24 protein-coding genes are annotated in these 26905 nt (G+C 74.7%); 16 read left to right on the forward strand and 8 right to left on the reverse strand.

All coding sequences use genetic code 11. From position 1 onward, the window contains the following. Positions 1-36: 36 nt before the first annotated feature. The 3 genes from ACZ4MO_RS04025 to ACZ4MO_RS04035 are packed head-to-tail and all read right to left on the reverse strand — an operon-like array spanning position 37 to position 3223. Complete coding sequence (locus ACZ4MO_RS04025; protein ID WP_163184630.1) at positions 37-888, reverse strand: carbohydrate ABC transporter permease; 852 nt, start codon at positions 886-888, stop codon at positions 37-39. Next, a complete protein-coding gene (locus ACZ4MO_RS04030) occupies positions 888-1934 on the reverse strand; it encodes an ABC transporter permease subunit (RefSeq protein WP_175007998.1) in 1047 nt (348 codons plus the stop codon). Before ACZ4MO_RS04030 ends, ACZ4MO_RS04025 begins: the two co-directional genes overlap by 1 nt. Further along, positions 1931-3223: an extracellular solute-binding protein gene (locus ACZ4MO_RS04035; RefSeq protein ID WP_175007997.1), complete on the reverse strand. Its 1293-nt coding sequence runs from the start codon at positions 3221-3223 to the stop codon at positions 1931-1933. The genes ACZ4MO_RS04030 and ACZ4MO_RS04035 overlap by 4 nt, the downstream gene beginning before the upstream one ends. Before the next feature lie 130 nt (positions 3224-3353). On the opposite strand from ACZ4MO_RS04035, the gene ACZ4MO_RS04040 reads away from it, so the two are divergent. Both ACZ4MO_RS04040 and ACZ4MO_RS04045 read left to right on the forward strand, forming a co-directional pair. Then, complete coding sequence (locus tag ACZ4MO_RS04040; RefSeq protein ID WP_175007996.1) at positions 3354-4031, forward strand: carbonic anhydrase; 678 nt, start codon at positions 3354-3356, stop codon at positions 4029-4031. Between the two features lie 143 nt (positions 4032-4174). Beyond that, positions 4175-5620, forward strand: coding sequence for an aspartate ammonia-lyase (locus tag ACZ4MO_RS04045; protein WP_175007995.1), 1446 nt, complete (start codon positions 4175-4177; stop codon positions 5618-5620). 82 nt (positions 5621-5702) lie between these two features. On the opposite strand, the gene ACZ4MO_RS04050 is transcribed toward ACZ4MO_RS04045, so the two are convergent. Then, positions 5703-6191, reverse strand: a complete 489-nt coding sequence (locus ACZ4MO_RS04050; RefSeq protein WP_175007994.1) for a MarR family transcriptional regulator — start codon at positions 6189-6191, stop codon at positions 5703-5705. 75 nt (positions 6192-6266) lie between these two features. Between ACZ4MO_RS04050 and ACZ4MO_RS04055 the strand changes: the two genes are divergently transcribed. Next, complete coding sequence (locus tag ACZ4MO_RS04055) at positions 6267-7610, forward strand: FUSC family protein (protein ID WP_175007993.1); 1344 nt, start codon at positions 6267-6269, stop codon at positions 7608-7610. A gap of 59 nt (positions 7611-7669) precedes the next feature. Here ACZ4MO_RS04055 and phoH2 read toward each other — a convergent pair whose 3' ends face one another. The 3 genes from phoH2 to ACZ4MO_RS04070 form a co-directional block, all read right to left on the reverse strand. Continuing rightward, a complete protein-coding gene (gene phoH2 / locus ACZ4MO_RS04060) occupies positions 7670-9046 on the reverse strand; it encodes an RNA 5'-3' helicase PhoH2 (protein WP_175007992.1) in 1377 nt (458 codons plus the stop codon). A gap of 337 nt (positions 9047-9383) precedes the next feature. After that, positions 9384-11024: a DHA2 family efflux MFS transporter permease subunit gene (locus ACZ4MO_RS04065; RefSeq protein ID WP_175007991.1), complete on the reverse strand. Its 1641-nt coding sequence runs from the start codon at positions 11022-11024 to the stop codon at positions 9384-9386. Continuing rightward, positions 11021-11641: a PadR family transcriptional regulator gene (locus ACZ4MO_RS04070; protein WP_499278615.1), complete on the reverse strand. Its 621-nt coding sequence runs from the start codon at positions 11639-11641 to the stop codon at positions 11021-11023. The genes ACZ4MO_RS04065 and ACZ4MO_RS04070 overlap by 4 nt, the downstream gene beginning before the upstream one ends. A gap of 200 nt (positions 11642-11841) precedes the next feature. On the opposite strand from ACZ4MO_RS04070, the gene ACZ4MO_RS04075 reads away from it, so the two are divergent. From ACZ4MO_RS04075 to nhaA, 3 genes are all read left to right on the forward strand, one after another. Then, positions 11842-13296 carry an amidase family protein gene (locus ACZ4MO_RS04075; RefSeq protein ID WP_175007990.1) on the forward strand — a complete coding sequence of 485 codons (1455 nt, stop codon included), beginning with the start codon at positions 11842-11844 and terminating at the stop codon, positions 13294-13296. Next, the gene (locus ACZ4MO_RS04080) at positions 13263-13847 is read left to right on the forward strand and encodes a DUF1697 domain-containing protein (protein ID WP_175007989.1); all 585 of its coding nucleotides are present in this window, start codon (positions 13263-13265) and stop codon (positions 13845-13847) included. The genes ACZ4MO_RS04075 and ACZ4MO_RS04080 overlap by 34 nt, the downstream gene beginning before the upstream one ends. Before the next feature lie 173 nt (positions 13848-14020). Next, positions 14021-15337, forward strand: a complete 1317-nt coding sequence (nhaA, locus tag ACZ4MO_RS04085; protein ID WP_175007988.1) for a Na+/H+ antiporter NhaA — start codon at positions 14021-14023, stop codon at positions 15335-15337. Between the two features lie 20 nt (positions 15338-15357). On the opposite strand, the gene ACZ4MO_RS04090 is transcribed toward nhaA, so the two are convergent. Beyond that, on the reverse strand, positions 15358-16851 hold the full coding sequence (locus ACZ4MO_RS04090) for an extracellular catalytic domain type 1 short-chain-length polyhydroxyalkanoate depolymerase (RefSeq protein ID WP_186810348.1): 1494 nt from the start codon (positions 16849-16851) through the stop codon (positions 15358-15360). A gap of 272 nt (positions 16852-17123) precedes the next feature. Here ACZ4MO_RS04090 and ACZ4MO_RS04095 point away from each other — a divergent pair, with 272 nt between their 5' ends. The 10 genes from ACZ4MO_RS04095 to ACZ4MO_RS04140 are packed head-to-tail and all read left to right on the forward strand — an operon-like array spanning position 17124 to position 26902. Further along, positions 17124-18335, forward strand: a complete 1212-nt coding sequence (locus ACZ4MO_RS04095; RefSeq protein WP_175007987.1) for an ABC transporter substrate-binding protein — start codon at positions 17124-17126, stop codon at positions 18333-18335. Between the two features lies 1 nt (position 18336). Continuing rightward, complete coding sequence (locus ACZ4MO_RS04100) at positions 18337-19113, forward strand: ATP-binding cassette domain-containing protein (RefSeq protein WP_175007986.1); 777 nt, start codon at positions 18337-18339, stop codon at positions 19111-19113. Then, positions 19110-19889, forward strand: coding sequence for an ATP-binding cassette domain-containing protein (locus ACZ4MO_RS04105; RefSeq protein ID WP_175007985.1), 780 nt, complete (start codon positions 19110-19112; stop codon positions 19887-19889). The genes ACZ4MO_RS04100 and ACZ4MO_RS04105 overlap by 4 nt, the downstream gene beginning before the upstream one ends. After that, entirely contained in the window at positions 19886-20761 is an 876-nt protein-coding gene (locus ACZ4MO_RS04110) for a branched-chain amino acid ABC transporter permease (RefSeq protein ID WP_074809188.1), read from the forward strand. Before ACZ4MO_RS04105 ends, ACZ4MO_RS04110 begins: the two co-directional genes overlap by 4 nt. Next, positions 20758-21915: an ABC transporter permease subunit gene (locus ACZ4MO_RS04115; RefSeq protein WP_175007984.1), complete on the forward strand. Its 1158-nt coding sequence runs from the start codon at positions 20758-20760 to the stop codon at positions 21913-21915. Before ACZ4MO_RS04110 ends, ACZ4MO_RS04115 begins: the two co-directional genes overlap by 4 nt. Continuing rightward, the gene (locus ACZ4MO_RS04120) at positions 21912-23501 is read left to right on the forward strand and encodes an AMP-binding protein (RefSeq protein WP_175007983.1); all 1590 of its coding nucleotides are present in this window, start codon (positions 21912-21914) and stop codon (positions 23499-23501) included. The genes ACZ4MO_RS04115 and ACZ4MO_RS04120 overlap by 4 nt, the downstream gene beginning before the upstream one ends. After that, the gene (locus tag ACZ4MO_RS04125; protein ID WP_175007982.1) at positions 23498-24196 is read left to right on the forward strand and encodes a TetR family transcriptional regulator; all 699 of its coding nucleotides are present in this window, start codon (positions 23498-23500) and stop codon (positions 24194-24196) included. Before ACZ4MO_RS04120 ends, ACZ4MO_RS04125 begins: the two co-directional genes overlap by 4 nt. Beyond that, on the forward strand, positions 24193-24969 hold the full coding sequence (locus tag ACZ4MO_RS04130; RefSeq protein WP_175007981.1) for a 3-hydroxybutyrate dehydrogenase: 777 nt from the start codon (positions 24193-24195) through the stop codon (positions 24967-24969). The genes ACZ4MO_RS04125 and ACZ4MO_RS04130 overlap by 4 nt, the downstream gene beginning before the upstream one ends. Continuing rightward, positions 24966-26027: an alpha/beta fold hydrolase gene (locus ACZ4MO_RS04135; RefSeq protein ID WP_175007980.1), complete on the forward strand. Its 1062-nt coding sequence runs from the start codon at positions 24966-24968 to the stop codon at positions 26025-26027. The genes ACZ4MO_RS04130 and ACZ4MO_RS04135 overlap by 4 nt, the downstream gene beginning before the upstream one ends. Then, the gene (locus ACZ4MO_RS04140) at positions 26024-26902 is read left to right on the forward strand and encodes a 3-oxoacid CoA-transferase subunit A (RefSeq protein WP_175007979.1); all 879 of its coding nucleotides are present in this window, start codon (positions 26024-26026) and stop codon (positions 26900-26902) included. The genes ACZ4MO_RS04135 and ACZ4MO_RS04140 overlap by 4 nt, the downstream gene beginning before the upstream one ends. Positions 26903-26905: the final 3 nt, after the last annotated feature.

Below are 26905 nucleotides of genomic sequence, written 5' to 3' on the forward strand. Positions count from 1 at the left end.
TGCGGTGGTGGACGGGGCGGGCCGGGGACGCGGTGCTCATCCCTTCACCGCCCCCTGGGTCAGGCCCGAGACGATCTGGCGCTGGAACAGGACGACGAGGATGACGACGGGGATCGTCACGACGACGGCGGCCGCGGAGATCGCCCCCGTCGGCTCCTCGAAGTACGACGCGCCGGTGAAGAACGCGAGCGCCGCCGGGACCGGTCGGGCCGCGCTCGTCGACGTGAGCGAGATGCCGTAGACGAAGTCGTTCCACGCGATGAAGAACGCGATGAGCGCGGTGGTGAACACGCCCGGCGCGGCGAGCGGGACGATCGCCTTGCGGAACGCCTGCCACGGCGTCGCGCCGTCGACCTGCGCGGCCTGCTCGAGCTCCCACGGGATCTGGCGGAAGAACGCCGCGAGCGTCCAGATGGAGATCGGGAGGGTGAGCGACAGGTACGGGATGATCAGGCCGAGCCAGGTGTCGTAGAGGCCGATGTTGCGCCAGAGGTTGAACAGCGGCGTGACGATCGACACGACGGGGAAGATCGAGACGCCGAGCGCCGTCGTGAGGATGAGGCGCTTGCCCGGGAAGTCGAGGCGGGCGATCGCGTACGCGCACAGCGTGGCGAGCACGACCGCGATGACCGTCGCGATGAGCGAGATGCCGATCGAGTTGCGCAGCGCGGACAGGAACAGCTCCTGCGCGGAGCCGCCGGACGCGAGGATCTGCTCGTAGTTGTCGGTGCTCCACTGCGGCGGCAGGAACGTCCCGGAGTTGATGTCGCTGGGCCCCTTGAAGCTCGTCATGAAGATCGACAGCACGGGGAACAGCGCGCCGACGAGCACGACGACCGTGATGACGGCCCACCAGATCTTGGCCTTGGTGCTGAGGACGCTGCCCATCACTTCTCCCCCCTCGCGCCGGCGAGATCCACCTTGAAGAGCTTGATCGCGATGAAGCAGATGAGCACGACGCACAGGAACAGCAGGACCGAGATCGCGGAGCCCATGCCGATCTGGAGCTGGCCGATCGAGGTGCGGTAGGCCAGCAGGGACAGCACCTCGGTGCCGTTCGCGCCGTTCGTCATGATGAAGACGTTGTCGAAGATCCGGAACGCGTCGAGCGCGCGGAACAGGACGGCCACCATGATCGCGGCCTTCATGTTCGGCACGATGACGCGCGCGAACCGCTGCCAGGCGGTCGCGCCGTCGACCTTCGCGGCCTCCTCCAGGTCGCCCGGCACCTGCGCCAGGCCCGCGAGGAGCAGGAGCGAGATGAACGGCGTCGTCTTCCAGACCTCGGACGCGATGATGACGAACAGGCTCGTGCCCTGCTGCGCGAACCAGTTGAGGTCGGGCCCGACGCCGGGCACCCAGTCGAACCAGTGGTTGACGTACCCGGACGTGATGTCGAACGCGTAGAACCAGGCGAACGCCGAGACGACCGTGATGATGCCGTAGGGCACGAGGATCGCGGTGCGCAGGAGCCCGCGCAGGCGCTTGATCGCGCGGTGCATGACGAGCGCGAGCGCGAACCCGAGGATCAGCTCGATGACGACCGTGACGACCGTGATGAAGAGCGTCACCCCGAGGTCCCGCCACCACACGGAGTCCGTGAGGATCACGACGTAGTTGTTGAGCCCGACGAACGCCCGGTCGTCGGGCGCGGTGAGCTTGTAGTTGAAGAGCGAGTCGTAGACGGCCTGCAGGATCGGGTACAGCGTCACGGCGAGCATGACGACGAACGCCGGCCCGGCGAGGTACCAGCCGAGGCGGGCCTCGGCCCGGGAGCGGTCGCTGCGCGCGGCCTTCGCCGCGGCGTCCGGCGTGCCGCGGGTCCCCGACCGGGAGGCGGCCCCGCCGCGCGGCGGGTCGGCCTCGGTCGTGGCCGACGGCGTGGTGGCGTGCCGGCCGCGGGGCGCGGGCTCGGTAGGAGGTCCGGCGTTCACAGGAGTCGCTCCCCTCGCAGGACGGCGGTGATGAACTCGGTGGACTCCTGCGGCGTCGTGTCGGGGTCGACCGACGCGGGCGGGTACCACGTCTGCTGGAGGCCCGTGGAGACCTCGTTGTAGAACGGCGTCTGCGGTCGCGGCGCCGCCTGGTCGAGCGAGTCGCGGATGACGTCGTACATGGGGAACGCCTTCTGGACGTCCGGGTCGTCGTAGGCCTTGATGCTCGCGGCCGGGTTGCCGTTGGTGACGAAGTACTCGGCCTGGTTCTCGGGGCTCACGATGCACTGCGCGGCCTCGTACGCGAGGTCGGTGTGCTTGCCGAACGCCCCGATCCCGAGCGAGATGCCGCCGTAGGGGGGCCGGGCGTCCTCGCCCTCCGTCGTGCGCGGGTACAGCGCCCAACCGATGTCGTCGAGGAGCGCCTGGTCGAGCGAGCCGGCCTCCACGGCGCCCTGGGTGGACGACCAGACGAACGGCCAGTTCACCATGAACGACCCGCGGTCGCCCTGGAACTTGGTGAGCGACGCGGGCTCGTCCTCGCTCGGCAGGCCCGGTCCGCCGACGCCCGACGTGCCGATGCCGCCGATGATCGCCGCCGCGGCCTTGCCCGCGTCCGTGTCGAGACCGAGCTTGACCTCGTCCGCCGGGGCCTCGGGGTTGTCGATGATGTGGCCGCCCGCGCCCTCGACGAGCGCGTTGATCCACACGGTGAGCGACTCGGCCTTGGCGCCCTGGACGGCCAGGAGCTTGTCCTGGTCCTGGGCCGCCTGCATGATCTGCTCCCACGTGACGGGCTGGGACATGTCGAGCCCCGCTGCCTCGGCCACGGACTTGCGGTACCAGAGGAGCTGCGTGTTGGCCCAGAACGGGATGGCGACCAGCTCGTCCTTCCACGTCGAGGCGTCGATCGCGCCCTGCACCACGTCCTGCGTCGTCGCCTGCGCGACGTCGTCGGGCACGGGGGCCAGGAAGTCGGCCTCGGCGAACTCGGCGATGAAGACCGGGTCGAGGCTCATGATGTCGATCGACGAGTCCTTCGCCGCGAGGCGGCGGGCGAGCTGCTCGCGCTGCGACGCGGCGTCGCGCGGCAGCAGCTCGGTCGTGATGCGGTACGCGCCCCCGGCGGCCTCGGTGCAGGCCGCCGCGATGTCGGCCTGGCCCCCGTTGTCCGGGTTGATGTACCACGTGAGCTCCGGCGTCCCGTCGTCGCCCGGGCCGCACGCGGCGAGCGGCGCCACGAGCCCCGCGGCGACCAGGACGGCGAGCGCTCGGGTGCGTCGGCGCACGTCGGCTCCCCTCGGTCGCGGCTTCCCCGAGTACCGGGGGTGTCACCCTCCATGGATACCGCCCCCCGGCCGGGCCCGCCATGCGAACGGGCACGTCGGGCACGCCCCGGCCTGCGCGATGATGGGAGCCATGACCTCTCCCGCCCCCGCACAGCCGGTCCGCTCGCTCACCCCCGCCGAGGCGTGGGCGACGCTGCGGACCGGGAACGACCGCTTCGTCGCCGACGCCCCCCTGCACCCGTCGCAGGGCGCGGACCGACGACGAGAGACGTCGGCCGCGCAGCACCCGCACACGGTCCTGTTCGGCTGCTCCGACTCCCGTGTCGCGGCGGAGATCATCTTCGACCAGGGTCTCGGGGACATGTTCGTCGTCCGGACGGCGGGGCACGTCGTGGACACGACGGTGCTCGGCTCGATCGAGTACGGCGTCGAGGTGCTGTCCGCTCCGCTCGTCGTGGTGCTCGGGCACGACTCGTGCGGCGCCGTGGGCGCGGCGGTCGAGACCCTCACGACGGGTGCGCAGGCGGACGGGTTCGTCCGGGCCGTCGTCGACCGCGTCATCCCGTCCGTGGCGAAGATCACCGGCGCCGGGAACGGCACCCTGGAGAACCTCGACCCCGCCGTGCTGCGGCGCGAGCACGTGCGCAACACGGTCGACATGCTGCACTCCTACTCGGCCGGCCTCGCCGCGGCCGTCGCGGAGGGCCGCTGCGCGATCGTCGGCGTCGAGTACGACTTCGCCGAGGGCCGCGCGCACCTGGTCGACGTCGTGGGCGACGTCGGCGAGCAGCCCCGCGCCGACGACTGAGGCCCGGCCCGGACCGCCCCGGCGGTCCCGCACGGTCGGCTCGGGGCGGCACCCCACGACCTGCCCGCGCCCCTGACCGCAGCCCGCGTGACCTCGCTCACGCGGGTTGCGGGCGCCCGCGCGCGGTGCGGCAGGATGGCCCCATGACTGCATCTCCCGAGGCTCCCGGCGCCGCCGCCGGCGCGGCCGCACCGACGACCGAGTACCGCATCGAGCACGACACCATGGGTGAGGTGCGCGTGCCCGCGCAGGCCCTCTACCGCGCGCAGACGCAGCGCGCGGTGGAGAACTTCCCCATCTCGGGCACCCCGCTCGAGCGCGGCCACATCGAGGCGCTCGCCCGCGTGAAGAAGGCCGCGGCCCGCGCGAACGCGGAGCTCGGCGTGCTCGACGAGGACGTCGCGGCTGCCATCGTCGCCGCGGCCGACGAGGTCGCGTCGGGCGCGCACGACGCGCACTTCCCGGTGGACGTCTACCAGACGGGTTCCGGGACGTCGTCGAACATGAACACGAACGAGGTCCTCGCGACGCTCGCGACGCGCTCGCTCGGGCGCGACGTGCACCCGAACGACCACGTCAACGCGTCGCAGTCGTCGAACGACGTGTTCCCCACGTCGGTCCACGTCGCCGCGACGGCCGGGGTCGTGCGCGACCTCGTGCCCGCGCTGGGCCACCTCGCCGAGGCCCTCGAGGCGAAGTCCGCCGAGTTCGCGACGGTCGTGAAGTCGGGCCGCACGCACCTCATGGACGCCACGCCCGTGACGCTCGGCCAGGAGTTCGGCGGGTACGCCGCCGCGGTCCGCTACGGCATCGAGCGGCTGGAGTCGGCGCTGCCCCGCGCCGCGGAGGTCCCGCTCGGCGGCACCGCCGTCGGCACCGGCATCAACACGCCCGCCGGGTTCCCCCAGCGCGTCATCGCGCTGCTCGTGGAGGACACGGGCCTGCCCCTCACCGAGGCGCGCGACCACTTCGAGGCGCAGTCCTCGCGCGACGGCCTCGTCGAGCTCTCGGGCGCGCTGCGCACGATCGCCGTCTCGCTCACCAAGATCTGCAACGACCTGCGCTGGATGGGCTCGGGCCCGAACACCGGCCTCGGCGAGATCTTCATCCCGGACCTGCAGCCGGGCAGCTCGATCATGCCGGGCAAGGTCAACCCCGTCGTGCCCGAGGCCGTGCTCATGGTCGCCGCGCGCGTGATCGGCAACGACGCGACCGTCGCCTGGGCCGGCGCGTCGGGCTCGTTCGAGCTCAACGTGCAGATCCCCGTGATCGCGCAGGGCGTCCTCGAGTCGATCCGGCTCCTCGCGAACGCGTCGCGCGTCCTCGCGGACAAGACCGTCGCGGGCATCACGGCCAACGTCGAGCGGGCCCTCGCGCTGGCCGAGTCGTCGCCGTCGATCGTCACGCCGCTCAACCGCGTCATCGGCTACGAGGCGGCGGCGAAGGTCGCGAAGCACTCCGTCAAGGAGGGCCTCACGGTCCGCCAGGCCGTGATCGACCTGGGCTTCGTCGAGCGCGGCGAGGTCACCGAGGCGCAGCTCGACGAGGCGCTCGACGTCCTGTCGATGACGCGCCCGCCGCAGGCCTGAGCGACCCTCCGGGGGCCGGGCGGAGCGGGGACGACCCGCTCTGCCCGGCCTTCGTCGTCCCCGGCGTCGCGTGGGGAGGACGTCAGTAGTCGACGGGGTCGAGGCGGCGCAGGACGACGGCGAGCAGGCGCGCGAGCTCCGCGCGCTCGGCCTCGTCGAGGTCGGCCAGCGCGGCGCGCTCGCGGTCGAGCTGCTGCGGGAAGACCTCGTCGACGAGCGCGGTCCCCGCGTCCGTCAGTGCGACGAGGACGCCGCGCCGGTCGCGCTCCGCGACGGTGCGCTCCACGAGGCCGGCGCGCTCGAGCCGGTCGAGGCGCTTGGTGATCGAGGCGCCGGGGGCGCCGGTCATCGTGGTGACCTCGCCCGCACGCAACGGCCGCCCGGCGCGACGCAGCGCCGCGAGCACGTCGAACTCCGCGCGCGAGACGTCGTGCCGCGCCGCGGAGCGCTCCAGCGCCGCCTCGAGCAGCGCGGCGACGCGCCGCAGCCGGGCACCGACCGCCGACGTCGCGGTGTCGAGGTCCGGCCGCTGCTCAGCCCACTCCGCGCGCACGCGGTCGACGTAGTCCACGGACCCAGGATAGGGCGAGCCTCACAGTCTTTCACTGGTGAAACATCTAGGAATCACCGGTAGGCTGGTCCGTCGATGCCCCTCTCCTCCCCCGCCCGCCCGGCGCTCGCGCCCGTGCGCGCCGCCGCCCAGGACGTCCTCGACCCCGCCCACCTCCGCGCCGCCCTGCGCGTGAGCCCCGCCGACGCGACGGTCGCCGCCGCGCTGCGCTGCGGCGCCGCGGTCGCGCTCGCGATCGCCGTCCCGGGCCTCCTCGGGCGTCCCGACCTCGCAGCGTTCGCGTCGCTCGGCGCGCTCACGTCGCTCTGCGGCCGGTACGACCCGTACCGGCGCCGGGCCGCGCTCCTCGCCACCGTCGGCACCCTCATGACCGGCACGATCGCGGCGTTCACGCTCCTCGCCGCGGCGGGCACGCCCGCGCTCCTCACGACCGCCGCCGTCGCGCTCCTCGCCGCGGGGGCCACGGCCTTCTGCCTCCTCGTCCGCACGGGCCCGCCCGGGGCGACGATCATCGTCTTCGCCGCGGGCGCGGGCCTCGCGGGCGCACCGACGCTCGCCGACGTCGGTCCGCGCGCGCTCGCGGCCGCGTGCGGCGCGCTCCTCGCGTTGCTCGTGTGCACGGCCGGCGTGCTCGTCCGCCCGACGGCGCCCGCACGCCTCGCGGTCCGCCGCGCCGCCGACGCCGTGCGCGCCGCGGAACGACCCGGGGCGGCCCCGCGCGCCGCGGCCGCGGCCCGGGGCGCCGTCGCGCGGGCGCGCGACGTCCTCGCGGACGACGCGTCCTGGTGGCGGACCCGGGCCGCGGTCCCCGCGCTCGCCGCGGAGCTCGACGCGGTCGAGCGGGCGCTCGACGCGACCGGCGTGCCGCGCGGCGACACCGTCCCGGCGGTCCGGACGACCCTGCGCGCCCAGGCGCGGTCCCGGGCCGCAGGGCCCTGGCGACTCCCGACGGCGCGCGTCGGCGCCGCAGGCCTCGTCGCCGGTGCGGTCGCCGCCGTCGCGGGCCTCGGGCACGCCGCGTGGGCGACCATGGGCTCGACCGCGGTGCTCCAGGGCGAGTCGGCGCGCCACGCCGTCGTGCGGGCGCTGCAGCGCGGAGCCGGCACCGTGGCCGGCGCGCTCCTCGCCTGGCCGCTGCTCGCCGCGCCGCTCGGCTTCTGGGGGACGGCCGCCGTCGTCGTCGTGCTCCAGACCGTCACCGAGACGATCGTGAGCCGCCACTACGGGCTCGCGATGCTCACCATCACGCCCATGGCGCTGCTCATGACGTCCCTCGCGCACCCCGCCGACCCGTCCGCGCTCGCGCTCGACCGCGCGCTCGACACGGTCCTGGGCGCCGTCGTCGGCGTCCTCGCGGTGCTCCTCGTCCACCCGCGGACCCGCCTCCGCGCGAGCGAGACCCCCGGTCCGCCGAGGTAGAGGCCTGGCACCGCGAGGTAGAGGCCTGGTCATGACCAGGCCTCTACCTCGGCGGCGGGTCAGACCTCGATCGACTCCAGCATCTCCGTGACGAGCGCCGCCACGGGCGAGCGCTCGGAGCGCGTGAGCGTGACGTGCGCGAACAGCGGGTGGCCCTTGAGCGCCTCGATGACCGCGGCGACGCCGTCGTGCCGGCCCACGCGCAGGTTGTCGCGCTGCGCGACGTCGTGCGTGAGGACGACGCGCGACGACTGCCCGATGCGGGACAGCACCGTGAGCAGGACGTTGCGCTCGAGCGACTGCGCCTCGTCGACGATGACGAACGCGTCGTGCAGCGAGCGCCCGCGGATGTGCGTGAGCGGGAGCACCTCGAGCATCTCGCGGTCGATCACCTCGTCGAGCACCTGCGGCGAGACGAGCGCCCCGAGGGTGTCGTAGACGGCCTGCGCCCACGGGTTCATCTTCTCGGCCTCGGAGCCGGGCAGGTAGCCGAGCTCCTGGCCGCCGACGGCGTAGAGCGGCCGGAACACCATGACCTTGCGGTGCTGCCGACGCTCCATGACGGCCTCCAGCCCGGCGCACAGCGCGAGCGCCGACTTGCCCGTCCCCGCCCGCCCACCGAGCGAGACGATCCCGACGCTCTCGTCGAGCAGCAGGTCGATCGCGACGCGCTGCTCCGCGGAGCGCCCGTGCAGCCCGAACACCTCCCGGTCGCCCCGCACGAGCTGGACGTGCTTGTCCGCGGTGACGCGCCCGAGGGCGGACCCTCGCGGCGAGTGCACGACGAGACCGGTGTGGCAGTGCAGGGGGCCGGCCGCCTCCACGACCTCCGGGTCCAGGCTCGTCAGCTCGACCGACTCGTGCTCCCAGAGCGCCGCCGCCTCCGCGTCGGTGAACGAGATCTCGCCCATCCCCGTCCAGCCCGAGTCCACGGCGAGCTCGTGCCGGTACTCCTCGGCGCGCAGGCCCACGGCCGACGCCTTGACCCGCATCGGCAGGTCCTTGGACACCACCGTGACGTCGTGGCCCTCCGCCGCGAGGTTCGCGGCGACCGAGAGGATGCGGGTGTCGTTGTCGCCCAGCCGGAACCCGGCCGGCAGCACGGCCGGGTCGGTGTGGTTGAGCTCCACGCGCAGCGTCCCGCCGACGTCGCCGACCGGGATCGGGGCGTCGAGCCGGCCGTGCCTGACCCGCAGGTCGTCGAGCATGCGCAGCGCGCTGCGCGCGAAGTACCCGAGCTCGGCGTGGTGGCGCTTGGCCTCCAGCTCGGTGATGACGACGACCGGCAGGACGACGTCGTGCTCCGCGAACCGCCCGATCGCGCGCGGGTCGCTCAGCAGGACCGAGGTGTCGACGACGAACGTGCGGCGCGCGCCGTCCGGTGCGTCGTCCTGCGGTGTGGGTGAGGTACCGGGGGTGGGTGAGGAATGGACCACGAGGGCTCCCCTCCGGCGCACGCGCGCCGTTCTCTCTCTGGGCGAGGCGGGCGACCGGCCGTCGGGCCGTGGGTGACACGGCTCAGCAGCGCCGGTGCCGGCCCTCCTGAGCGGAGCGTGAACCCCATCGGCTGGCCTCCCGGAGGACGACGAAGGTGCCGTCCGTCTCCTCGAAACTACGCCCGTGTGATTCCGGTCACCACCCCCGACACGCCTTCGCGCGAGGTTTAACCCACCGTTCACGCGGAGGCTGCACCCCGGGCACGCGAGATCGACCCGAGCGCCCGAGACCGGCCCTCCGGGGGCCGACGTCGTGGCGGTCGGGTCGATCTCGGGGTCAGTGCTCGACGTGCTTCGGAGCCATCGCGATCGCGGCGACGAAGCCGAGCACGAGCACGACGGCCGTGACCGCGAGCGTCTGCCCGACGGCGGTCGCGAAGCCCTGGTGGAACGCGGTGGTCGCGGCGTCGGTGACCTGGCGCGCGACGTCGTCGGGCACCCCCGGCGGGAGGTCGAACGAGCCGCCCTGGCCACCCTGGAGCGACCCGGCGTTCGAGAACCCGTCGACGAACTGCTGGCGGAGCTGCTCGGGCAGCGACGCGGCGGCGTCGCGCGCGGCCGCGGGGAGCGTCACGGCGAGGCGCGCGGTGAGCGTCGCGACGATCGCCGCCGACCCGATCACGCCACCCACCTGGCGCGTCGTGTTGAACGCGCCCGCGCCGGCGCCCGCGGTGCGGTGGTCGAGGCCCGACGTCGCGAGGTTCGCGAGCGGCGAGAAGACGCACCCCGTGCCGACGCCGAACAGCGTCATGGGGAGCACGATCGTCACGACCGACACGCCCGGCCCGACGACCGCCGCGAGCCACCCGATCGCGACCGCGAGGACGCCGAACCCGGTCGCGACGACCCACTTCGCGGGCACGCGGTCGGAGAGGCGTCCCGCGAGGGGCGCGACGATGCCCGAGACGAGGGACCCCGGGAGGTTGACGAGCGCGGCGTGCAGCGGCGAGAGGCCGAGGATCGACTGCAGGAAGATCGTCAGCGGGAAGAAGATGCCGATCATCGCGAACGACACGGACATGCCCGCGACGTTCGCGAGCGAGAAGTTGCGCGAGCGGAACAGGCGCAGCGGCAGGAGGGCGTCGTCGCCGAGACGGCGCTGCCACAGCACGAACGCGGCCAGCACGAGCAGCCCGACGCCGATCACGCCCCACACGGTGACCGGGCCGGTGATCGTGCCCCAGTCGTACGTCTGGCCCTCCTGGAGCCCGAAGACGACCGCGAAGAGCCCGACGACGGACAGCACGACGCCGACCACGTCGAACGAGCGCTTGTTCGTCGCGAGCCGCGGCAGCCGCACCAGCGCGAGCCAGAGCGCGACGACCCCGACCGGGACGTTGACGAAGAAGATCCACTCCCAGCCCCACGACTCGACGAACAGACCGCCGAGCAGCGGGCCGGCGATCGTCGCGACGCCCGCCGTCGCGCCCCACAGGCCCATGGCCGCGCCGCGCTGCCGCGGCGGGAAGACGCGCGTGATCATGGCCATGGTCTGCGGCGTCATGAGCGCCGCGCCGACGCCCTGGACCACGCGGGCGGCGATGAGCATCCCGATCGAGCCCGACAGCCCGCACCACGCGGACGCGAGCGTGAACACCGCCAGGCCGACGACGAACACCGGCCTGGGCCCGTACCGGTCGCCCAGGCGACCCGCGAGCAGGAGCAGCACCGCGTAGGAGAGCAGGTAGGCGCTGTTGACCCAGCCGACCGCGACCAGCGACGCGTCGAGCTCGCGCTGGAGCGTGGGGACCGCGATGTTCACGATCGTGGTGTCCACCATGATCATGAAGAAGCCGAGGATCAGCGGCGGCAGGATGCTCCAGGCGCTGCGGCCGTGGAGGTCGACGAGGGGCACGACGCGCGAGCCGGCCTCGGCGGGTGCCGGGGCCGGGCCGGTGCCCGGGGCGGGAGTGGTCACGAGGACTCCTGAGGTGGGGTCGTGCGGGAGTGGCGGAACGCGGGCCCGGGCTCCTCGGTCCAGCTCAGCGCGCCGGACGTGACGTCCGCGACGGTCGCGTCGAGCCAGGCGATCTCGGCCCGGGTCTGGTGGAGCTCGAAGTGGGCGTCGAGCAGGTAGCGGCGGGGCAGGCCGCGCGCGACCACGTCGTCGAGGCGCTCGCGCACCCCGTCGATCGCGGCCGCGAGCGCCGCGCGACGCTCGCGGAGCAGCGCGAGGGCGTCCTCGCGCGGGAGGTCGTGCACGAGCGCGAGCCCGACCGGGAAGGCGGGGTACTCGCGTGGCGTCTCGCGGACGAGGTCGCGCGTGCGGGCGTCGTGCGCCGCCACGCCCGCCGGGGTGATCGCGTAGAGGGTGCGCTCGGGGCGGTTGCCGTCCCGGTCGACGCCCGCGCGCTCGACGAGGCCGTCGCGCTCGAGGCGGTCCACCGCCTGGTAGACGGCGCCCGGGTTGAGCCGCACGAGGCGGTCGTCGCGCCGCTTGCGCAGGCGCACGAGCATCTCGTACGGGTGCATGGGCTGCTCGAGCAGCACGGCGAGCACGAGGGTCGCCGTGGGGCTGAGGCGCGGGGAGGTCACGGTGGTCTCCGGGACGGGACGGCGGGCCGGCGGGTGGGGAGCCACGCCCGGCTGGAATATTCCGGTTGGAATATACGCCTGCGCTCGGCCGGTGTCGACCGCCAGGGCTACGCACAGGCGGAGGTCGCGCGCGGGGTCGCGCAGGCGGGTTCCGCCGACGGGGTCGCGCCGGCGCGGCGGCGCGCGTAGGTTCACGAGCCATGAGCGCCCCCGAGCTCCTGGACCTCGACGCGACCGCGCTCGCCGGAGCACTGCGCGCCGGCGACGTCTCCCCCGTCGAGGTGCTCGACGCGACGCTCGACGCCGCCGCCGGTGTCGGCGCGGACGTCGGCGCCTTCACCGTGCTCACCCCGGACCTCGCGCGCACGCAGGCCCTCGCCGCGCAGGACGCGCTCGTGGCGGCGCGGCGCGACGGCCGCGCCGGTCCCCACGACGACCTCCCGCCGTTCCTCGGCGTCCCCTGCCCGGTCAAGGACCTCACGATGGTCGAGGGCGTGCCGATGCGCGCCGGCTCGGCCGCGATCGACCCGTTCCTGCCGCCGTCCGACGACGGCGTCGTGACGCTCCTGCGCCGCGCGGGCACGGTCATGGTCGGCAAGACGTCGACCCCGGAGCTGGGCCTCCCCTGCTACACCGAGCCCGACGTCGGACCGACCGCCCGCACCCCGTGGGACCTCGCACGGTCAGCGGGCGGGTCGAGCGGGGGCGCGGCCGCCGCGGTCGCGGCGCGCGTCGTGCCCGTCGCGCACGGGAGCGACGGCGGCGGCTCGCTGCGCATCCCCGCGAGCGCGTGCGGGCTCGTCGGGCTCAAGCCGTCGCGCGGGCTCGTGAGCCCGGGCCCGTACGGGGTCGACGGCGCGGGCCTCGCCACGCACGGCGTGCTCACCCGGTCGGTCCGCGACACCGCGGCGTTCCTCGACGTGCTCGCGCGCCCCTGGCCCGGCGACACGTTCACCGCGCGCCTCGGCGCCGCACCGGACGGGCGGCGGCTCCGCGTCGGGCTGCTGCTGGAGCCCGTGATCGCCGCCGGCGCCCCCGTGCACCCCGCGTGCGCCGACGCCGCCCGGGCCGCGGCGGAGCTCCTCGTCCGGCTCGGGCACGACGTCGTGGAGATCCCGCCCCCGTTCGGGGCCGAGCGCTGGGACGCGTTCGCGGCGCTGTGGTCCGTCGGCGCGCTCCAGGCGCCCGTCCCGCCGGAGCGCGAGCACCTGCTCGTGCCGCTCACGCGGTGGCTGCGCGAGCGCGGGCGCGCGGTGAGCGGGCTCGCGTACGCGACGGCGCTCGCCGGGGTGCAGCAGCTCACGCGCGAGGTCGCCGCCGCGTGGTCGGGGGTCGACGTCGTGCTCTCCCCCACGCTCGCGCAGCCGCCCGCGCTCGTCGGCAGCCAGCGGGACGACGACGACCCGGCCGCCGACTTCGCCGCGCAGACGGCGTTCACGCCCTGGACGAGCGTCTGGAACCTCACGGGGCGGCCCGCGGTCTCCCTCCCCCTCGGCGAGGCGCGCGTCACGGACCCCGACGGGTCGACCGCGACCATCCCCGTCGGGGTGATGCTCGGCGCGGAACACGGCGACGACGCCCTGCTGCTGGCCCTCGCGGCGCGCCTCGAGGAGGCCGCGCCGTGGTCCCAGCGCCGCCCGGGGGCCCCGTCGTGACGGCGTACGTGTGCCTGCTCTTCGCCGTGAACGTGGGCGGGCGGAAGGTCCCGTCGACCGCGCTGCGCGACCTCGCGGGCGAACTCGGGCTCGCGCGCGCCCGCACGGTCGTGAACAGCGGGAACCTCGTCGTCGGGCCGGGGTCGTCCGGCGCGGCGTCGCCCGCGGACGTCGCGCGCCTCCTGCACGACGGCGTCGCCGACCGCTTCGGCGTCGACGCGGCCGTCGCGGTGCTCACCACCGAGCGCCTCCGCAAGATCGTGCGCGGCAACCCGCTGCCCGACGACGCGGAGGAGCGTCCGGCCGGGCTGCTGGTCCACGTGGGCGAGGAGCCCGTCGACCCGGACGCGGCCGGCGCGCTCGGGCCGCGGCTGACGACCGAGCGCGCCGCCGTCGCGAACGGCGTCCTCTACGTCGCCTACCCCGACGGCGTCGGGCGGTCGAGGCTGACGACGGCCGCCCTCACGAAGGCGGCCGGGACCCCGGTGACCGGTCGGAACTGGAACACCGTCACCCGGCTGCTCGACCTCGCCGAGGACACCCCGTCCTGACGCGCGCGGCACGACGACCACCGGGAGACTGGACCGCGAGCCGGACACGTCGACCGCGAGGGGGCGTCGCCCTCGCGCGACGCCCCGTAGAATCGTGGGCGGTGTGCCGGGAAGTCTGGTCGGCCACGGTCCGCGACGCGGCCGTGCGACACGACAGCGACCCCGGGAGCACGATGACCCACGCCGCCCTGCCCTCCGGCCCTCCGGCCACCCCGCGCGCCACGCCGCCCTCCCCGGGCGAGCGCCTGCGCCGCTGGGTCGGCCGCGAGACGACCGGCGGCGCCCTCCTCATCGGTGCCGCGCTGCTCGCGCTGGTCTGGGCCAACTCGCCCTGGCGCGAGTCCTACCTCACGCTGTCGAGCACCGTCGTCGGCCCGTCCGCGCCGCTCCACCTCGACCTGACGCTGTCGACGTGGGCCGCCGACGGCCTGCTCGCGATCTTCTTCTTCGTGGTCGGCGTCGAGCTCAAGCAGGAGTTCGTCGCGGGCAGCCTGCGCAACCCGAAGCAGGCGGGCGTCCCGGTGCTCGCGGCGATGGGCGGCATGGCGGTGCCGGCCCTGATCTTCGTCGCCGTGCTGCTGACCACGGGCGACCCGGGCGCCCTGCACGGGTGGGCGATCCCCACGGCGACGGACATCGCGTTCGCGCTCGGCGTGCTCGCCGTGTTCGGCCGCGGGCTCCCCGTCGCGATCCGCACGTTCCTGCTCACGCTCGCGGTCGTCGACGACCTGCTCGCGATCGTCGTCATCGCGATCTTCTACACCGCGGACCTGCGATGGGGCTACCTCGGCCTCGCGCTGCTCGCCGTCGCGCTCTACGCGGTCCTCGTGCGCGCGCGGCGCACCCGCTGGTGGCTCCTGCTGCCCGTCGCGGTGGTCGCGTGGGCGCTCATGCACGAGTCCGGTGTGCACGCGACGATCGCCGGCGTCCTGCTCGGCTTCACCGTCCCCGCGCTCGCGGTGCACGGGGAGCGCGAGTCCCGCACGCAGCGCTTCGAGCACACGATCCGCCCGGTGTCGCAGGGCGTCGCGCTGCCGGTGTTCGCGTTCTTCGCGGCCGGCGTCTCGATCGTGGGCGGCGAGACGCCCGTCGGGGAGGTGCTGACGCAGCCCGTCGTGCTCGCCATCGTCCTCGGCCTCGTCGTCGGCAAGCTCGTGGGCGTGCTCGGGGTCACGGCGCTCGTCACGCGCTTCACGCCACTGCGGCTCGCGGCCGGCATCGGCGTGCGCGACCTCCTGCCGGTCGGGTTCCTCGCGGGCATCGGCTTCACCGTCTCGCTCCTCATCGCCGAGCTGTCGTTCCCCGACGCCGAGCACACCGACGGCGCGAAGATCGCGATCCTCGCGGCGTCCACGATCGCCGCGGTGCTGGCCGCGCTCGCGCTGCGCTGGGACGCCCGCCGGGCCCGCTCGAACGACATGAACCGTGACGACCTCCCGGACGACGTCACCGACTTCATCGGTGACCCGAAGGACCGCCTGGAGCACTAGCCCGAGCGGGCCCGCCCTGCTCAGCAGGCGGCGGCGACCTCGAACCGGCCGGGCGCGGCCTCGCGCAGCGTCGTGACCGTCGCGTCGCCCTGCCCGAGGTACGCGAGCGAGCCCACCGCGTAGTACGGGTTGTAGGGGTGCACGCCGTAGGAGATCGCGCGCCCCGCGGCCCGGTGCTGCGCGTTCGTCGCGGTGCCGCACCACGGCCCGGTCGGCGCCTGGACCGTCACCGTGACCTGCGCCGTCGACGCGTTCCCCGCTGCGTCGACCGCGCGGGCCGTGAGCACGTGGGAGCCGGGCGCGAGCGCCGTCGTGTCCCAGTCGAACCCGTACGGGGCGGTGCGCAGCGTCGCGAGCGCCGCGCCGTCGGCGCTCAGCTCGACGCGGTCGACCGCGCGGTCGTCGGACGCCGCGACCGCCACGCGGACCGTCCCGGAGACGGCGGCACCTGCGGCGGGCGCGGTGATCGCGACCGTCGGCGCCGTGACGTCCGGGTCGGGGCCCGGGCCCGGGTCGCGGTCGACGCGCCGGTTGTTCGCGAACAGGAAGTCGGTGAGGTAGGCCGGGTAGTCGATGCTGTTCGCCGAGACGTAGGACCCGCCGGGGCCGCCGCCCGCGGGCCACGCGTGGGCGAGCCCGGTGTTCTGGACCAGCGAGACGCGCGGGCCCGCGGCGTCGGACCACAGCGACCCGGTGCCCGCCCGGTTCGTGCCCGCGAGCCCGGCGAGCGAGAACGACGACGTGGCCCCGGCCCCGTAGAGGTCGGCCATGACCTGGGCGTTGAGCGTCCCGTACCCGGTCGCGACGGTCGTGTCGGCGCTGCCGTGGACGACGGACGTCACCTGGGTCGCGAGGTCCGCGGTGCGCGACCCGGCGAAGGTCCGGCACGTGGAGCGGGCCTGGGCGAGCGTCGTCGCCACGCTCCCGATCTGGCCCGACGTCGTCCCGACCGTCGGCCCCGCCGCGATCCCCACGCCCGCGAACACGTCGGGCGCGAGGCAGCCCATGACCATCGCCTGGCCGCCGCCGGACGACAGGCCGCTGACGTAGACCTGGTCCGGGTCGATGCCGAGCGACGTGTCCGCCAGCAGCGTCGAGACGAGGTCGAGCAGGTTGTCGTCGTGCCGGGCGGGGTTCGTGCGGCTGTGGTTCGTGTCGTAGTAGTCCCAGCAGCCGAGCAGGACGCCGCCGTTCGGCGCGGCGGGGACCGCGACGACCATGCCGTGCTCGTCGGCGGTCGCGGTCCAGTTCCCGCCGGTCTTGAGCACCTGCGACGTCTGGACGCACCCGTGCAGGGAGACCATGAGCGCCCGCCCGCCGGGGAGCGCGGGCGCCGTCGACGGGCGGTAGAGCTCGACCGTCATGCCGCCGGCGGTGCGCTGGGACCACGACCCGGCGGCCGTCGCCGGCGCCGTGACGAGCGGGGCGAGCACGACGGCGAGCGCCGCGCCGAGCGCGAGCGCGACGGCGCTCCGGCGGGCGCGGGCGCGCTGTCTGAGGGAGTGCCTGACCATCTGAACCTCCACGTCGAGGTCGGGTCGCCGTCGGCGCTTCACGCGCCGTGGCGCGCACCGTCGCGCGCCGGACCCGGGCGGACCGGACGCTACGTGTGACCTGAATCACCTGTCAACTGTCTCCGAGGCCCGAGCAGCGTGCTGCCACCGCCGACCGCGCGGGAGCGGGTTGACACCGCGCCGTCCGGGGATCCATGATTCCCGCAACCTGAATCGCCTCTCATGTTTGAGCGGCGCTCCCCCCTCAGGACCACCCAACGAAGGGCGAAGTCATGCGGACGAAGAAGTCCCAGCGGCCGGCGCTCGCCGTCGCCGCGCTCGCGGCCGCGAGCCTCGCGCTCGCCGCCTGCGCGCCGACCGACGCGAGCGGCGGCAGCACCGGAGGCGAGAGCAGCACGAGCGCCGACCCGGTCGACGTCGGCATCATCTACTCCAAGACCGGGCCGCTCGCGGCCTACGGGGAGGCCTACTACGAGGGCTTCCAGGCCGGTCTCGCCTACGCGACCGACGGCACGGGCGAGGTCGACGGCCGACCGGTCAACGTGACGTTCCACGACGACGGCGGCGACCCGGACAAGGCCGTCGGCCAGGCCAAGGACCTCATCGGCAAGGGCTACCAGATCCTCGGCGGCACGGTCGTGTCCGGCGTGGCGCTCAAGCTCGCCGAGCAGGCCGAGCAGAACAAGGTGCTCTACATCTCCGGGCCGGCCGCGGTCGACGCGCTCACGGGCATCAACGACTACACGTTCCGCTCGGGGCGCCAGTCGCTCCAGGACGTGGCGACCGCCGGCACGTTCGTGGACCCGGACGGTGCGAAGGTCGTCGTGTTCGCCCAGGACAACGCGTTCGGCCAGGGGAACCTCGCCGCGGTCGAGGCCGTCCTCGGCGCGCAGGGCGCCGAGGTGACGAGCGTGCTCGTGCCGGAGGACGCGACGGAGTTCACGCCGTTCGCGCACCAGATCGTCGACGCCGCGCCCGACCTCGTGTTCGTCGCGTGGGCCGGGGCGACGTCGGGCGCCATGTGGCAGGGCCTCGACCAGCAGGGCGTCCTCGACGCGACCACGGTCGTCACCGGGCTCGGCGACGTCGCGACCTACGGCGCGTACGGCGCCGCGGCGAGCAAGGTCGACTTCCTCAACCACTACTTCCCCGGCGCCGCGGGCACCGAGGTCGAGGCCGCGATGCTCGCGTCCGTCGAGGAGGCCGGGAAGCAGGCGGACCTCTTCACGCCCGACGGCTTCGTCGCCGCGCAGATGATCGTCCACGCGATCGAGGAGGGCGGCGACGACGTCGACGCGATGGTCGACGCGCTCGAGGGCTGGAGCTTCGACGGCCCCAAGGGCACGACCACGGTCCGCGCGTCCGACCACGCGCTGGTCCAGCCGATGTACCAGGTGAAGCTCGTGCCCGAGGGCGACGGCTGGGTGCCCGAGCTCGTCGCCGAGGTGCCGGGCGACGACGTCGCGCCGGCCGAGGCGGGCTGACGTGGGCGAGCCGCACACCCTCCCCGCGCTCGAGGTCCGCGACCTCGGGCTCCAGATCGGCGGCGCGCGCATCCTGCGGGGCGTGAGCCTCGCCGTCGGGCAGGGCGAGATGCTCGGCGTGATCGGGCCGAACGGCGCGGGCAAGACGACGCTCTTCAACCTGGTCTCGGGGATCCACCGCCCGACGAGCGGGTCGGTGCTCCTCGAGGGCGCGGACGTGACGACCACCTCGGTGGCCGCGCGCGCCCGCGCGGGCCTGGGCCGCACCTTCCAGACGTCGAGCCTGTTCCCGCGCCTGAGCGTCCGGGAGAACGTGCGGCTCGCCGCGCAGGGGCGCCTCGGCGGCGCCCTGTCGGTGCTGCGCTTCCCGCGTCGCGGCGACGCCGCGACGCGGGAGGCGGACCGGCACCTGGAGACCGTCGGGCTCGTGCGCCGCGCCGAGGTCGCCGCGGGCGACCTGTCCCACGGCGACAAGCGCAAGCTCGAGATCGCGGTGCTGCTCGCGACCGAGCCGCGCGTCGTGCTGCTCGACGAGCCCATGGCCGGCGTGTCGTCGGCCGACGTGCCCGGCCTCGTCGAGGTCATCCGCGACCTGAACGCGATCGGCTGCACCGTGCTCATGGTCGAGCACCACATGGACGTGGTCCTGGGGCTCGTGGACCGCGTCGCCGTCATGCACCACGGCGAGCTGCTCGCGTGCGACACCCCCGACGCCGTCATGGCGGACCCGACGGTGCAGAGCGCCTACCTGGGCGTCACGGCAGGAGAAGCAGCATGAGCGGCAGCAGCAGGAGCACCGCCCACCCCGCGAGCGGGAGCGACGTGCCCGTCCTCGAGGTGCGCGGGCTGTCGGCGCGCATCGCGGGCCAGCAGGTCGTCGAGGACGTGACGTTCTCCGTCCCGGCCACGGGCGTCACGGCGGTGCTGGGGCGCAACGGCGTCGGCAAGACGTCCACCCTCAAGGCCGTGCTCGGCCTCATCGAGCGCCGGGGCGAGGTGCTGCTCGCGGGCGAGCGCGTCGACGGCGAGCGCACGGACAGGATCGTGCGCCGGGGCGTCGGGTACGTGCCCGAGGACCGCGAGGTGTTCGCCGGGCTCACCGTCGCGGAGAACCTGCGCCTCGCCGAGCGCGACGCCCAGCCGCGCCGCGAGCTCGTCGCGGAGCTCTTCCCGGACCTCGTGCAGCGCGCCGCCCAGCGCGCGGGCACGCTCTCGGGCGGTCAGCAGCAGATGGTGTCGCTCGCGCGCGCCCTGCTCAACGCCAACCGCCTGCTCCTCGTCGACGAGCCCACCAAGGGCCTCGCACCCCGGATCGTCGGCGAGGTGTCGGACGCGCTCGCGGAGGCCGCCCGCACGGTGCCGATCCTGCTCGTCGAGCAGAACCTCGAGGTCATCGAGCGGCTCGCCGAGCGCGTCGTCGTGATCGACGCGGGCCGCGTCGTGCACACCGGCCCCGCGCGCGAGCTCCTCGACGACCCCGACCGCGTCCAGCAGCTCCTCGGCGTCCACGCCGAGGTCGACCACCACGGAACCGAAGGGGCGGTGGCCCGGTGAGCACGATCGTCCTCCTCCTCGTCACGGGGCTCGGCCTCGGGGCGCTGTACTTCCTCGTCGCGTCCGGCCTGTCGCTCATCTACGGGCTCATGGGCGTCCTCAACTTCGCGCACGGCTCGTTCCTCACGCTCGGTGCCTTCGGCGGCTGGTTCGTCGCGCGCTCGCTCGGCGCGGACTCGTGGGGCGTGTTCGCGCTCTCGCTGCTCGCCGGGGCCGTCGTCGGGGCGGGGGCCGCGGCCCTCACCGAGCTCCTGCTCATCCGCCCGCTCTACGAGCGGCACATCGAGCAGGTGCTCGTCACGGTGGGCCTCTCGCTCGCGTCCGTCGCGCTGTTCGAGGGCATGTGGGGGTCCGACCCCGAGTTCATCTCCGGCCCGGCGTGGCTCAAGGGCACGACCGACCTCGCGGGCGCGCCGGTGCCCAACGACCGGTTCGTCGCGATCGCCGCCGCGGCGCTCGTGCTCGGCGCGATCGTGCTGTTCCTCCAGCGCACCCGCTACGGGCTCATCATCCGGGCGGGCGTCGAGAACCGGTCCATGGTCACCGCGCTCGGCATCGACGTGCGCAAGGCGTTCACGCTCGTCTTCGCCGTCGGCGGCGCCGCCGCGGGGCTCGGCGGGGTCCTCGCCTCGCAGTACTTCGGGTACGTCTCGCCGCACCTGGGCGGGTCGCTGCTCATCTTCGCGTTCATCGTCACCGTCATCGGGGGGCTCGGCTCCCTGACCGGGGCGGCGGTCGCGTCCGTGCTGGTCGCGGTGCTCCAGCAGTTCGCGAACTACTACCTCGGCTACGGCGACCTCCTCGTCGTGCTCCTGCTCGCGCTCGTGCTCCTCGTCCGTCCCACCGGCCTCCTCGGGAGGGCAGCCGCATGACCACCCAGACCGCTCCCCCGGCCCCGGCCGCCCCCGCCGACGACGCACCGCGCGCGGAGAGCGCGGACCGCCGGACGCCGTCGGGCACGCTGGTCCGCGCGCTCGCGGGCGTCGCGCTCGTCGCGGTGCTCGCGTGCCTCCCGCTGCTCGCGATCCACGTGCCGGGCGTGCTGCCCGGACCGACGTACACGCCCGGCGCGCTCCAGATGATGGCGATGTGCTGGCTCATCGGCGCCCTCGCGCTGAGCTACCACCTGCTGTTCGGCGTCGCGGGCCTGCTGAGCTTCGGGCACGCGCTGTACTTCGCGGCAGGGCTGTACGGGCTCGCGATCGTGCTCGACACGACCGAGATCCCGCTCCTGCCCGCCGCGGCGCTCGTGCTCGTCGGCGGGATCGTGCTCGCGCACGTCGTCGGGGCCATCTCGCTGCGGGTCACGGGCATCTCGTTCGCCATGGTCACCCTCGCGTTCGCCCAGGCGGGCAACGTGCTCGTGCGCCGCAACCCCGGCGGCGCGACCGGCGGCGAGGAGGGCCTCGCGCTCGCGACCCGGAACGTCCCCGACGCGTTCGTGGGCGTGCTCAACACGCGCAACCTCTACTGGCTCGCGCTCGCCGTGCTCGTCGTGGTCTACCTCGTGGTGCTGTGGGTCGAGCGGTCGCGCGCGGGGCACGTCGCGGCGGCGACGCGCGAGAACGAGATGCGCGTGCGCGTCATCGGCGGGCGCCCCTACCTCGTCAAGCTCCTCGTGTTCGTCCTCGCGGCGACGCTCGCGACCGTCGTCGGCATGGCGTACCTGCTGCTCCAGTCGGGGGCCGTGCCGCGCGCGACGTCGGCCGACTTCACGCTCACGCTCCTCGTCATGGTCGTGCTCGGCGGCGTCGGGTCCCGGTGGGGCGCGATCGTCGGCGGCGTCCTCTACACGATCCTCGACCAGCGGCTCGGGACGCTCGCGAGCTCCGCGGCCGTCGCGGACCTGCCGGCCGTGCTGCGCGTGCCGCTCAGCGAGCCGCTGTTCCTGCTCGGGACCCTCTTCATCCTCGTCGTGATGTTCCTGCCCGGCGGCATCGCCGGGGCCGCGTCGCGCCTCGCCGCGCGCCGCCGCCCGCGGGAGGATCGGGAGGAGGCCCGCGAGCGCCTGGAGGAGGTGGCATGACGACGCAGCACCAGGACGCCCAGGACGGCCTGCACACCCTCGGGCGCTGGACGCGCGACCGCGCGCTCGCGACGCCCGACCGCGTCGCCGTCGACGACCGCGGCGTGACCCTGCGCTATCGCGACCTGCACGAGCGCGCGAGCGCCCTGGCGGCGGCGTTCCGCGAGGCGGGCTACGGCGTCGGGGACCGCGTCGCGACCGTCACGGGCAACAGCGCCGACCAGGTCGTGCTGTTCTTCGCGTGCGCGCAGGCCGGGCTGGTGCTCGCGCCGCTGTCGTGGCGGCTGTCGCCCGGCGAGCTCGCCGCCCAGGTCGAGCAGGCCGACCCGGCGCTCGTGCTCGTGGAGCAGGAGTTCTCCGGCCTCGCGGACGCGGCGTTCGACCGGCTCGACCCGCTGCGTCGGCTCGACGCGGAGCGGCTCGGCCGCCCGCCCCGGCGGGCGGAGCTCGGGCGCAGCGGCGTCGAGGCGCACGTCCCGCCGCCGTCGCGGCAGGGTCCCGCGCCGGAGCGCCGGCCCGTGCGCGACGACGACCCGCTGCTCCTCGTGTTCACGTCCGGCACGCAGGGCACGCCCAAGGGCGCGCTGCTCACGCACGCGAACTGCTTCTGGACGAACCTCTCGCTCTCGCGCACGGTCGAGCTGACGAGCCACGACGTCGTGCTGAGCGTGCTGCCGCAGTTCCACGCGGGCGGGTGGAACATCCAGCCGCTGCTCGCGTGGTGGACCGGCGCGACCGTCGTCCTGGAGCGCACGTTCGAGCCCGAGCGCGTGCTGCAGCTCGTCGCCGAGCGTCGTGTCACGACGATGATGGGCGTCCCGACGAACTACCTGCTCCTCGCCGAGCACCCCGGCTTCGCGGACGCCGACCTGTCGTCGCTGCGGCACGCCGTCGTGGGCGGCGCGCCCATGCCGGAGCCGCTGCTGCGCACGTGGCACCGCCGCGGCGTCGCGCTCTCGCAGGGCTACGGGCTCACGGAGGCGGGGCCCAACGTGCTGTGCCTGCCCGACGACCAGGCCCGCGAGCGCAGCGGCTCCGCCGGCACGCCGTACCCGCACGTCGAGGTCGCCGTCGCCGACCCGGTGACCGGACGCCACCTCGACGGGCCCACGGCGGGCGAGCTGCTGGTCCGCGGGCCGGGGGTGTTCGCCGGGTACTTCCGCGACGAGGCCGCCACGGCCGCCGTCCTGCGCGACGGCTGGCTGCGCACCGGCGACCTCGTCGAGCGCGACGCCGACGGGTGCTACCGCGTGGTCGACCGCCTCAAGGACGTCTTCATCGTGGGCGGCGAGAACGTCACGCCGTCGGAGGTGGAGACCGTGCTGCGCCGCCACCCCGCGGTGGCGGACGTCGCGGTGGTGGGCGTCCCCGACGACCGGTGGGGCGAGGTCGGGGCGGCGTTCGTCGTCCCGCGCGCCGGCCACCCCACCGACGCCGAGGAGCTGGAGGCGTTCTGCCGCCGCGAGCTCGCGCACTTCAAGGTCCCGCGCCGCTTCGACCTCGTCCCGTCCCTGCCCCGCACGTCGCTGCACAAGGTGTCGCGCCGCTCGCTCGCCGAGCGCGCGACCGTCCCGGAGGACTCATGAGCACCCAGCCCCGCACCGCCCGCGGCAACCGCACCCGGGCGAAGATCCTCGCCGCGGCCGAGCAGGTGTTCGCCGAGGTCGGGTACCACGACGCGTCGATCGTGAAGATCACCGAGTCCGCGGGCGTCGGGCAGGGCACGTTCTACCTGTACTTCGAGTCGAAGATCGACGTGTTCGACGAGCTCGTCGACGACCTCAACCGCCGCGTGCGGCACGCGATGATCGAGGCGAGCTCGCAGGCGGGCACCCGGCTCGCCGCCGAGCGCGCGGGGTTCGAGGCGTTCTTCCGCTTCACCGCCGAGCACCCGGCGCTCTACCGCATCGTGCGGCAGGCCGAGTTCGTCTCCCCCGGAGCGCTGCGCCGCCACTACGCGCGCATCGTCGAGGGCTACATGACCGGGCTCGACAAGGCGCGCGCGAACGGCGAGGTCGGCCACGACGTCGACCCGGAGGTCGCCGCATGGGCGCTCATGGGCATCGGCGAGATCGTCGGGATGCGCTGGGTCCTGTGGGGCGGGCGCTGGGACGAGGGCGCCGAGCCGCCGTCGTACGACACCGCGGCCGCCGAGGTCCCCCCGCACGTCTTCGAGCAGACCATGCAGTTCATCGAGCGCGCGCTCGCCGCGCCCCGGCCCGCTCCCTCGGCCGGGAGCGGACCCGCCACCACGACCGACACCGAAGGAGACGCGCGATGACCGTCCCCGCACCGCTCCCCGGCACCGCCCCGACGCTCGCCGGGCGCCGCGCGCTCGTCACGGGCGGCGCGAGCGGCATCGGCGCCGCCTGCGCGCGCGAGCTCGCCGCGCGCGGCGCGCACGTGACCGTCGCCGACGTCGACCCCGACGGCGCGAAGCGCCTCGCGGACGAGCTCGGCGGCGAGGCGTGGGTCGTCGACCTCGCCGACACGCGCGCGCTCGACGACCTGACGCTCGACGTCGACGTGCTCGTCAACAACGCGGGCGTGCAGCGCGTGAGCCCCATCGAGGAGTTCCGACCCGACGACTTCCGGCTGCTGCACGCGATCATGCTCGAGGCGCCGTTCCTGCTGGTCCGGGCTGCGCTCCCGGGCATGTACGCGCGCGGGTTCGGGCGCGTCGTCAACGTCTCGTCCGTGCACGGCCTCGTCGCGTCGCCGTTCAAGTCGGCGTACGTGTCGGCGAAGCACGGTCTGGAGGGCCTGTCCAAGGTGACGGCGCTCGAGGGCGGCCCGCACGGCGTGACGAGCGTGTGCGTCAACCCCGGGTACGTCCGCACGCCGCTCGTCGAGAAGCAGATCGCGGACCAGGCGCGCGTGCACGGCATCCCCGAGTCCGAGGTGCTCGCGACCGTGCTCCTCGCCGAGTCCGCGGTGAAGCGGCTCGTCGAGCCGGAGGAGGTCGCGTCGCTCGTCGGCTGGCTCACCGGCCCGGACGGGTCGATGGTCTCGGGCGCGTCGTGGACGATCGACGGCGGCTGGAGCGCCCGGTGACCGCGGCGACGACCGCGCCGGACGACGTCACCGCCGCCACCCACACCTACGCGACGCTCGACGTCCCCGTCGCGGGCGGGCGGCTGCGCGTCGGCGTGTGGGACCCGGTCGGCCCGGGCGCGCCCGGGCCGGACGTCAGGCCCGACGGCGGCGCGCACCCCGCGCACGACGCCGTCCCGACCGTCCTCGCCGTGCACGGCATCACGGCCTCGCACCGCGCGTGGCCGGCCGTCGTCGCGGCGCTGCCGGGCGTGCGCGTCGTCGCGCCCGACCTGCGGGGGCGCGGCCGCAGCAACGCCCTGCCCGGCCCGTACGGCATGGGCGCGCACGCGGACGACCTGGCGACCGTCCTCGACGCGCTGGGGATCGACCGCGTCGTCGCGCTCGGGCACTCCATGGGCGCGTTCGTGTCCGTCGTGCTCGCGCACCGCCACCCCGGCCGCGTCTCCCGGCTCGTGCTCGTCGACGGCGGCGTCCCGCTCCCGCCCCCGGCGGGCCTGCCGCCGGACGCCGACCACGACGAGGTCCTGCGCGCGCTCCTCGGGCCGGCCGTCGAGCGCCTCGAGCGCACGTTCGCCGACCACGAGGAGTACCGCGGCTTCTGGCGCGCGCACCCCGCCTTCGCGAGCGCGTGGGAGGAGCCGTGGGCCGACGTCGTCGCGGGGTACGTCGACTACGACCTCGTGGGCGAGGCGCCCGCGCTGCGACCGGCGTCGTCGGGCGCGGCGGTCTCCGCCGACTCGCTCGAGCTCTACGAGGGCGGGCCGCTCGCGGACGCGCTCGCGGGCGACCACCCGCTCGACGTGCCGCTCGTGCTGCTGCGCGCGCCGCGCGGCCTGCTCGACGAGCCCGAGGCCCTCTACTCCCCCGAGCACCTCGCCGCGTGGCGCGCGCGGCTGCCGGGGCTGCGCACCCGCGACGTAGCGGGTATCAATCACTACACGATCATCATGAGCCCGCCCGGCGTCGAGGCCGTCGCGGGCGAGACCCTGCGGGCCCTGGCCGCCGTCACGAGCGACGGCACAGGACCGGCGAGTGACGAGGAGGTCACGGCATGAGCCCCACGATCGCGTCCCCACGAGGGACCGGGCTGGACAAGGTGGTCGCGTCCGCGGCCGAGGCCGTCGCGGACGTGCCCGACGGCGCGTCGCTCGCCGTCGGCGGGTTCGGCCTGTGCGGCAACCCGATCGCGCTCATCGAGGCGCTGCTCGCCCAGGGCACGCGCGACCTGTGGGTCGTGAGCAACAACTGCGGCGTCGACGACTGGGGCCTGGGCGTCCTGCTCGGCGCGGGCCGCATCCGCAAGATGACGAGCTCGTACGTCGGGGAGAACAAGGAGTTCGAGCGGCAGTTCCTCTCCGGCGAGCTCGAGCTGGAGCTCACCCCGCAGGGCACGCTCGCGGAGAAGCTGCGCGCCGGGGGCGCGGGCATCGCCGCGTTCTGGACCCGGACGGGCGTCGGCACGCAGGTCGCCGAGGGCGGCCTCCCCCAGCGGTACGACGGCGCGGGCGGCGTCGCGCAGGCGAGCGCGCCCAAGGAGGTGCGCACGTTCGGCGTCGGGCCGCGCGGTCGCGACGGCGCGTTCGCCGACGAGGCCGAGTTCGTGCTCGAGGACGCGATCACCACGGACTTCGCGCTCGTGCACGCCCTGCGCGGCGACCGGCACGGCAACCTCGTGTTCCACCGGTCGGCCCGCAACTTCTCCCCGCTCGCCGCGATGGCGGGCCGCGTGTGCGTCGCGCAGGTCGAGGAGCTCGTCGAGCCCGGCGAGATCGACCCCGACGCCGTGCACCTGCCCGGCGTGTTCGTGCACCGCGTCGTCGAGGTCGGCACCGACGTCCCCAAGCGGATCGAGCGCCGCACCGTGCGGTCGGCCGCCGCCACCGACCGGCCCGCGCCGTCGGGCACCGCGACCAGCGTGAAGGAGGGCTGAGCC

The organism is Sphaerisporangium cinnabarinum (assembly GCF_055567015.1).

Coding starts and splice junctions, on each gene's coding strand:
- nhaA (WP_175007988.1), top strand. CDS start 14,021: ATGACCCACGCCGCCCTGCCCTCCGGCCCTCCGGCCACCCCGCGCGCC.
- ACZ4MO_RS04090 (WP_186810348.1), bottom strand. CDS start 16,851: ATGGTCAGGCACTCCCTCAGACAGCGCGCCCGCGCCCGCCGGAGCGCC.
- ACZ4MO_RS04125 (WP_175007982.1), top strand. CDS start 23,498: ATGAGCACCCAGCCCCGCACCGCCCGCGGCAACCGCACCCGGGCGAAG.
- ACZ4MO_RS04130 (WP_175007981.1), top strand. CDS start 24,193: ATGACCGTCCCCGCACCGCTCCCCGGCACCGCCCCGACGCTCGCCGGG.
- ACZ4MO_RS04115 (WP_175007984.1), top strand. CDS start 20,758: ATGACCACCCAGACCGCTCCCCCGGCCCCGGCCGCCCCCGCCGACGAC.
- ACZ4MO_RS04095 (WP_175007987.1), top strand. CDS start 17,124: ATGCGGACGAAGAAGTCCCAGCGGCCGGCGCTCGCCGTCGCCGCGCTC.
- ACZ4MO_RS04045 (WP_175007995.1), top strand. CDS start 4,175: ATGACTGCATCTCCCGAGGCTCCCGGCGCCGCCGCCGGCGCGGCCGCA.
- ACZ4MO_RS04055 (WP_175007993.1), top strand. CDS start 6,267: ATGCCCCTCTCCTCCCCCGCCCGCCCGGCGCTCGCGCCCGTGCGCGCC.
- ACZ4MO_RS04025 (WP_163184630.1), bottom strand. CDS start 888: ATGGGCAGCGTCCTCAGCACCAAGGCCAAGATCTGGTGGGCCGTCATC.
- ACZ4MO_RS04040 (WP_175007996.1), top strand. CDS start 3,354: ATGACCTCTCCCGCCCCCGCACAGCCGGTCCGCTCGCTCACCCCCGCC.
- ACZ4MO_RS04140 (WP_175007979.1), top strand. CDS start 26,024: ATGAGCCCCACGATCGCGTCCCCACGAGGGACCGGGCTGGACAAGGTG.
- ACZ4MO_RS04120 (WP_175007983.1), top strand. CDS start 21,912: ATGACGACGCAGCACCAGGACGCCCAGGACGGCCTGCACACCCTCGGG.
- ACZ4MO_RS04075 (WP_175007990.1), top strand. CDS start 11,842: ATGAGCGCCCCCGAGCTCCTGGACCTCGACGCGACCGCGCTCGCCGGA.
- ACZ4MO_RS04105 (WP_175007985.1), top strand. CDS start 19,110: ATGAGCGGCAGCAGCAGGAGCACCGCCCACCCCGCGAGCGGGAGCGAC.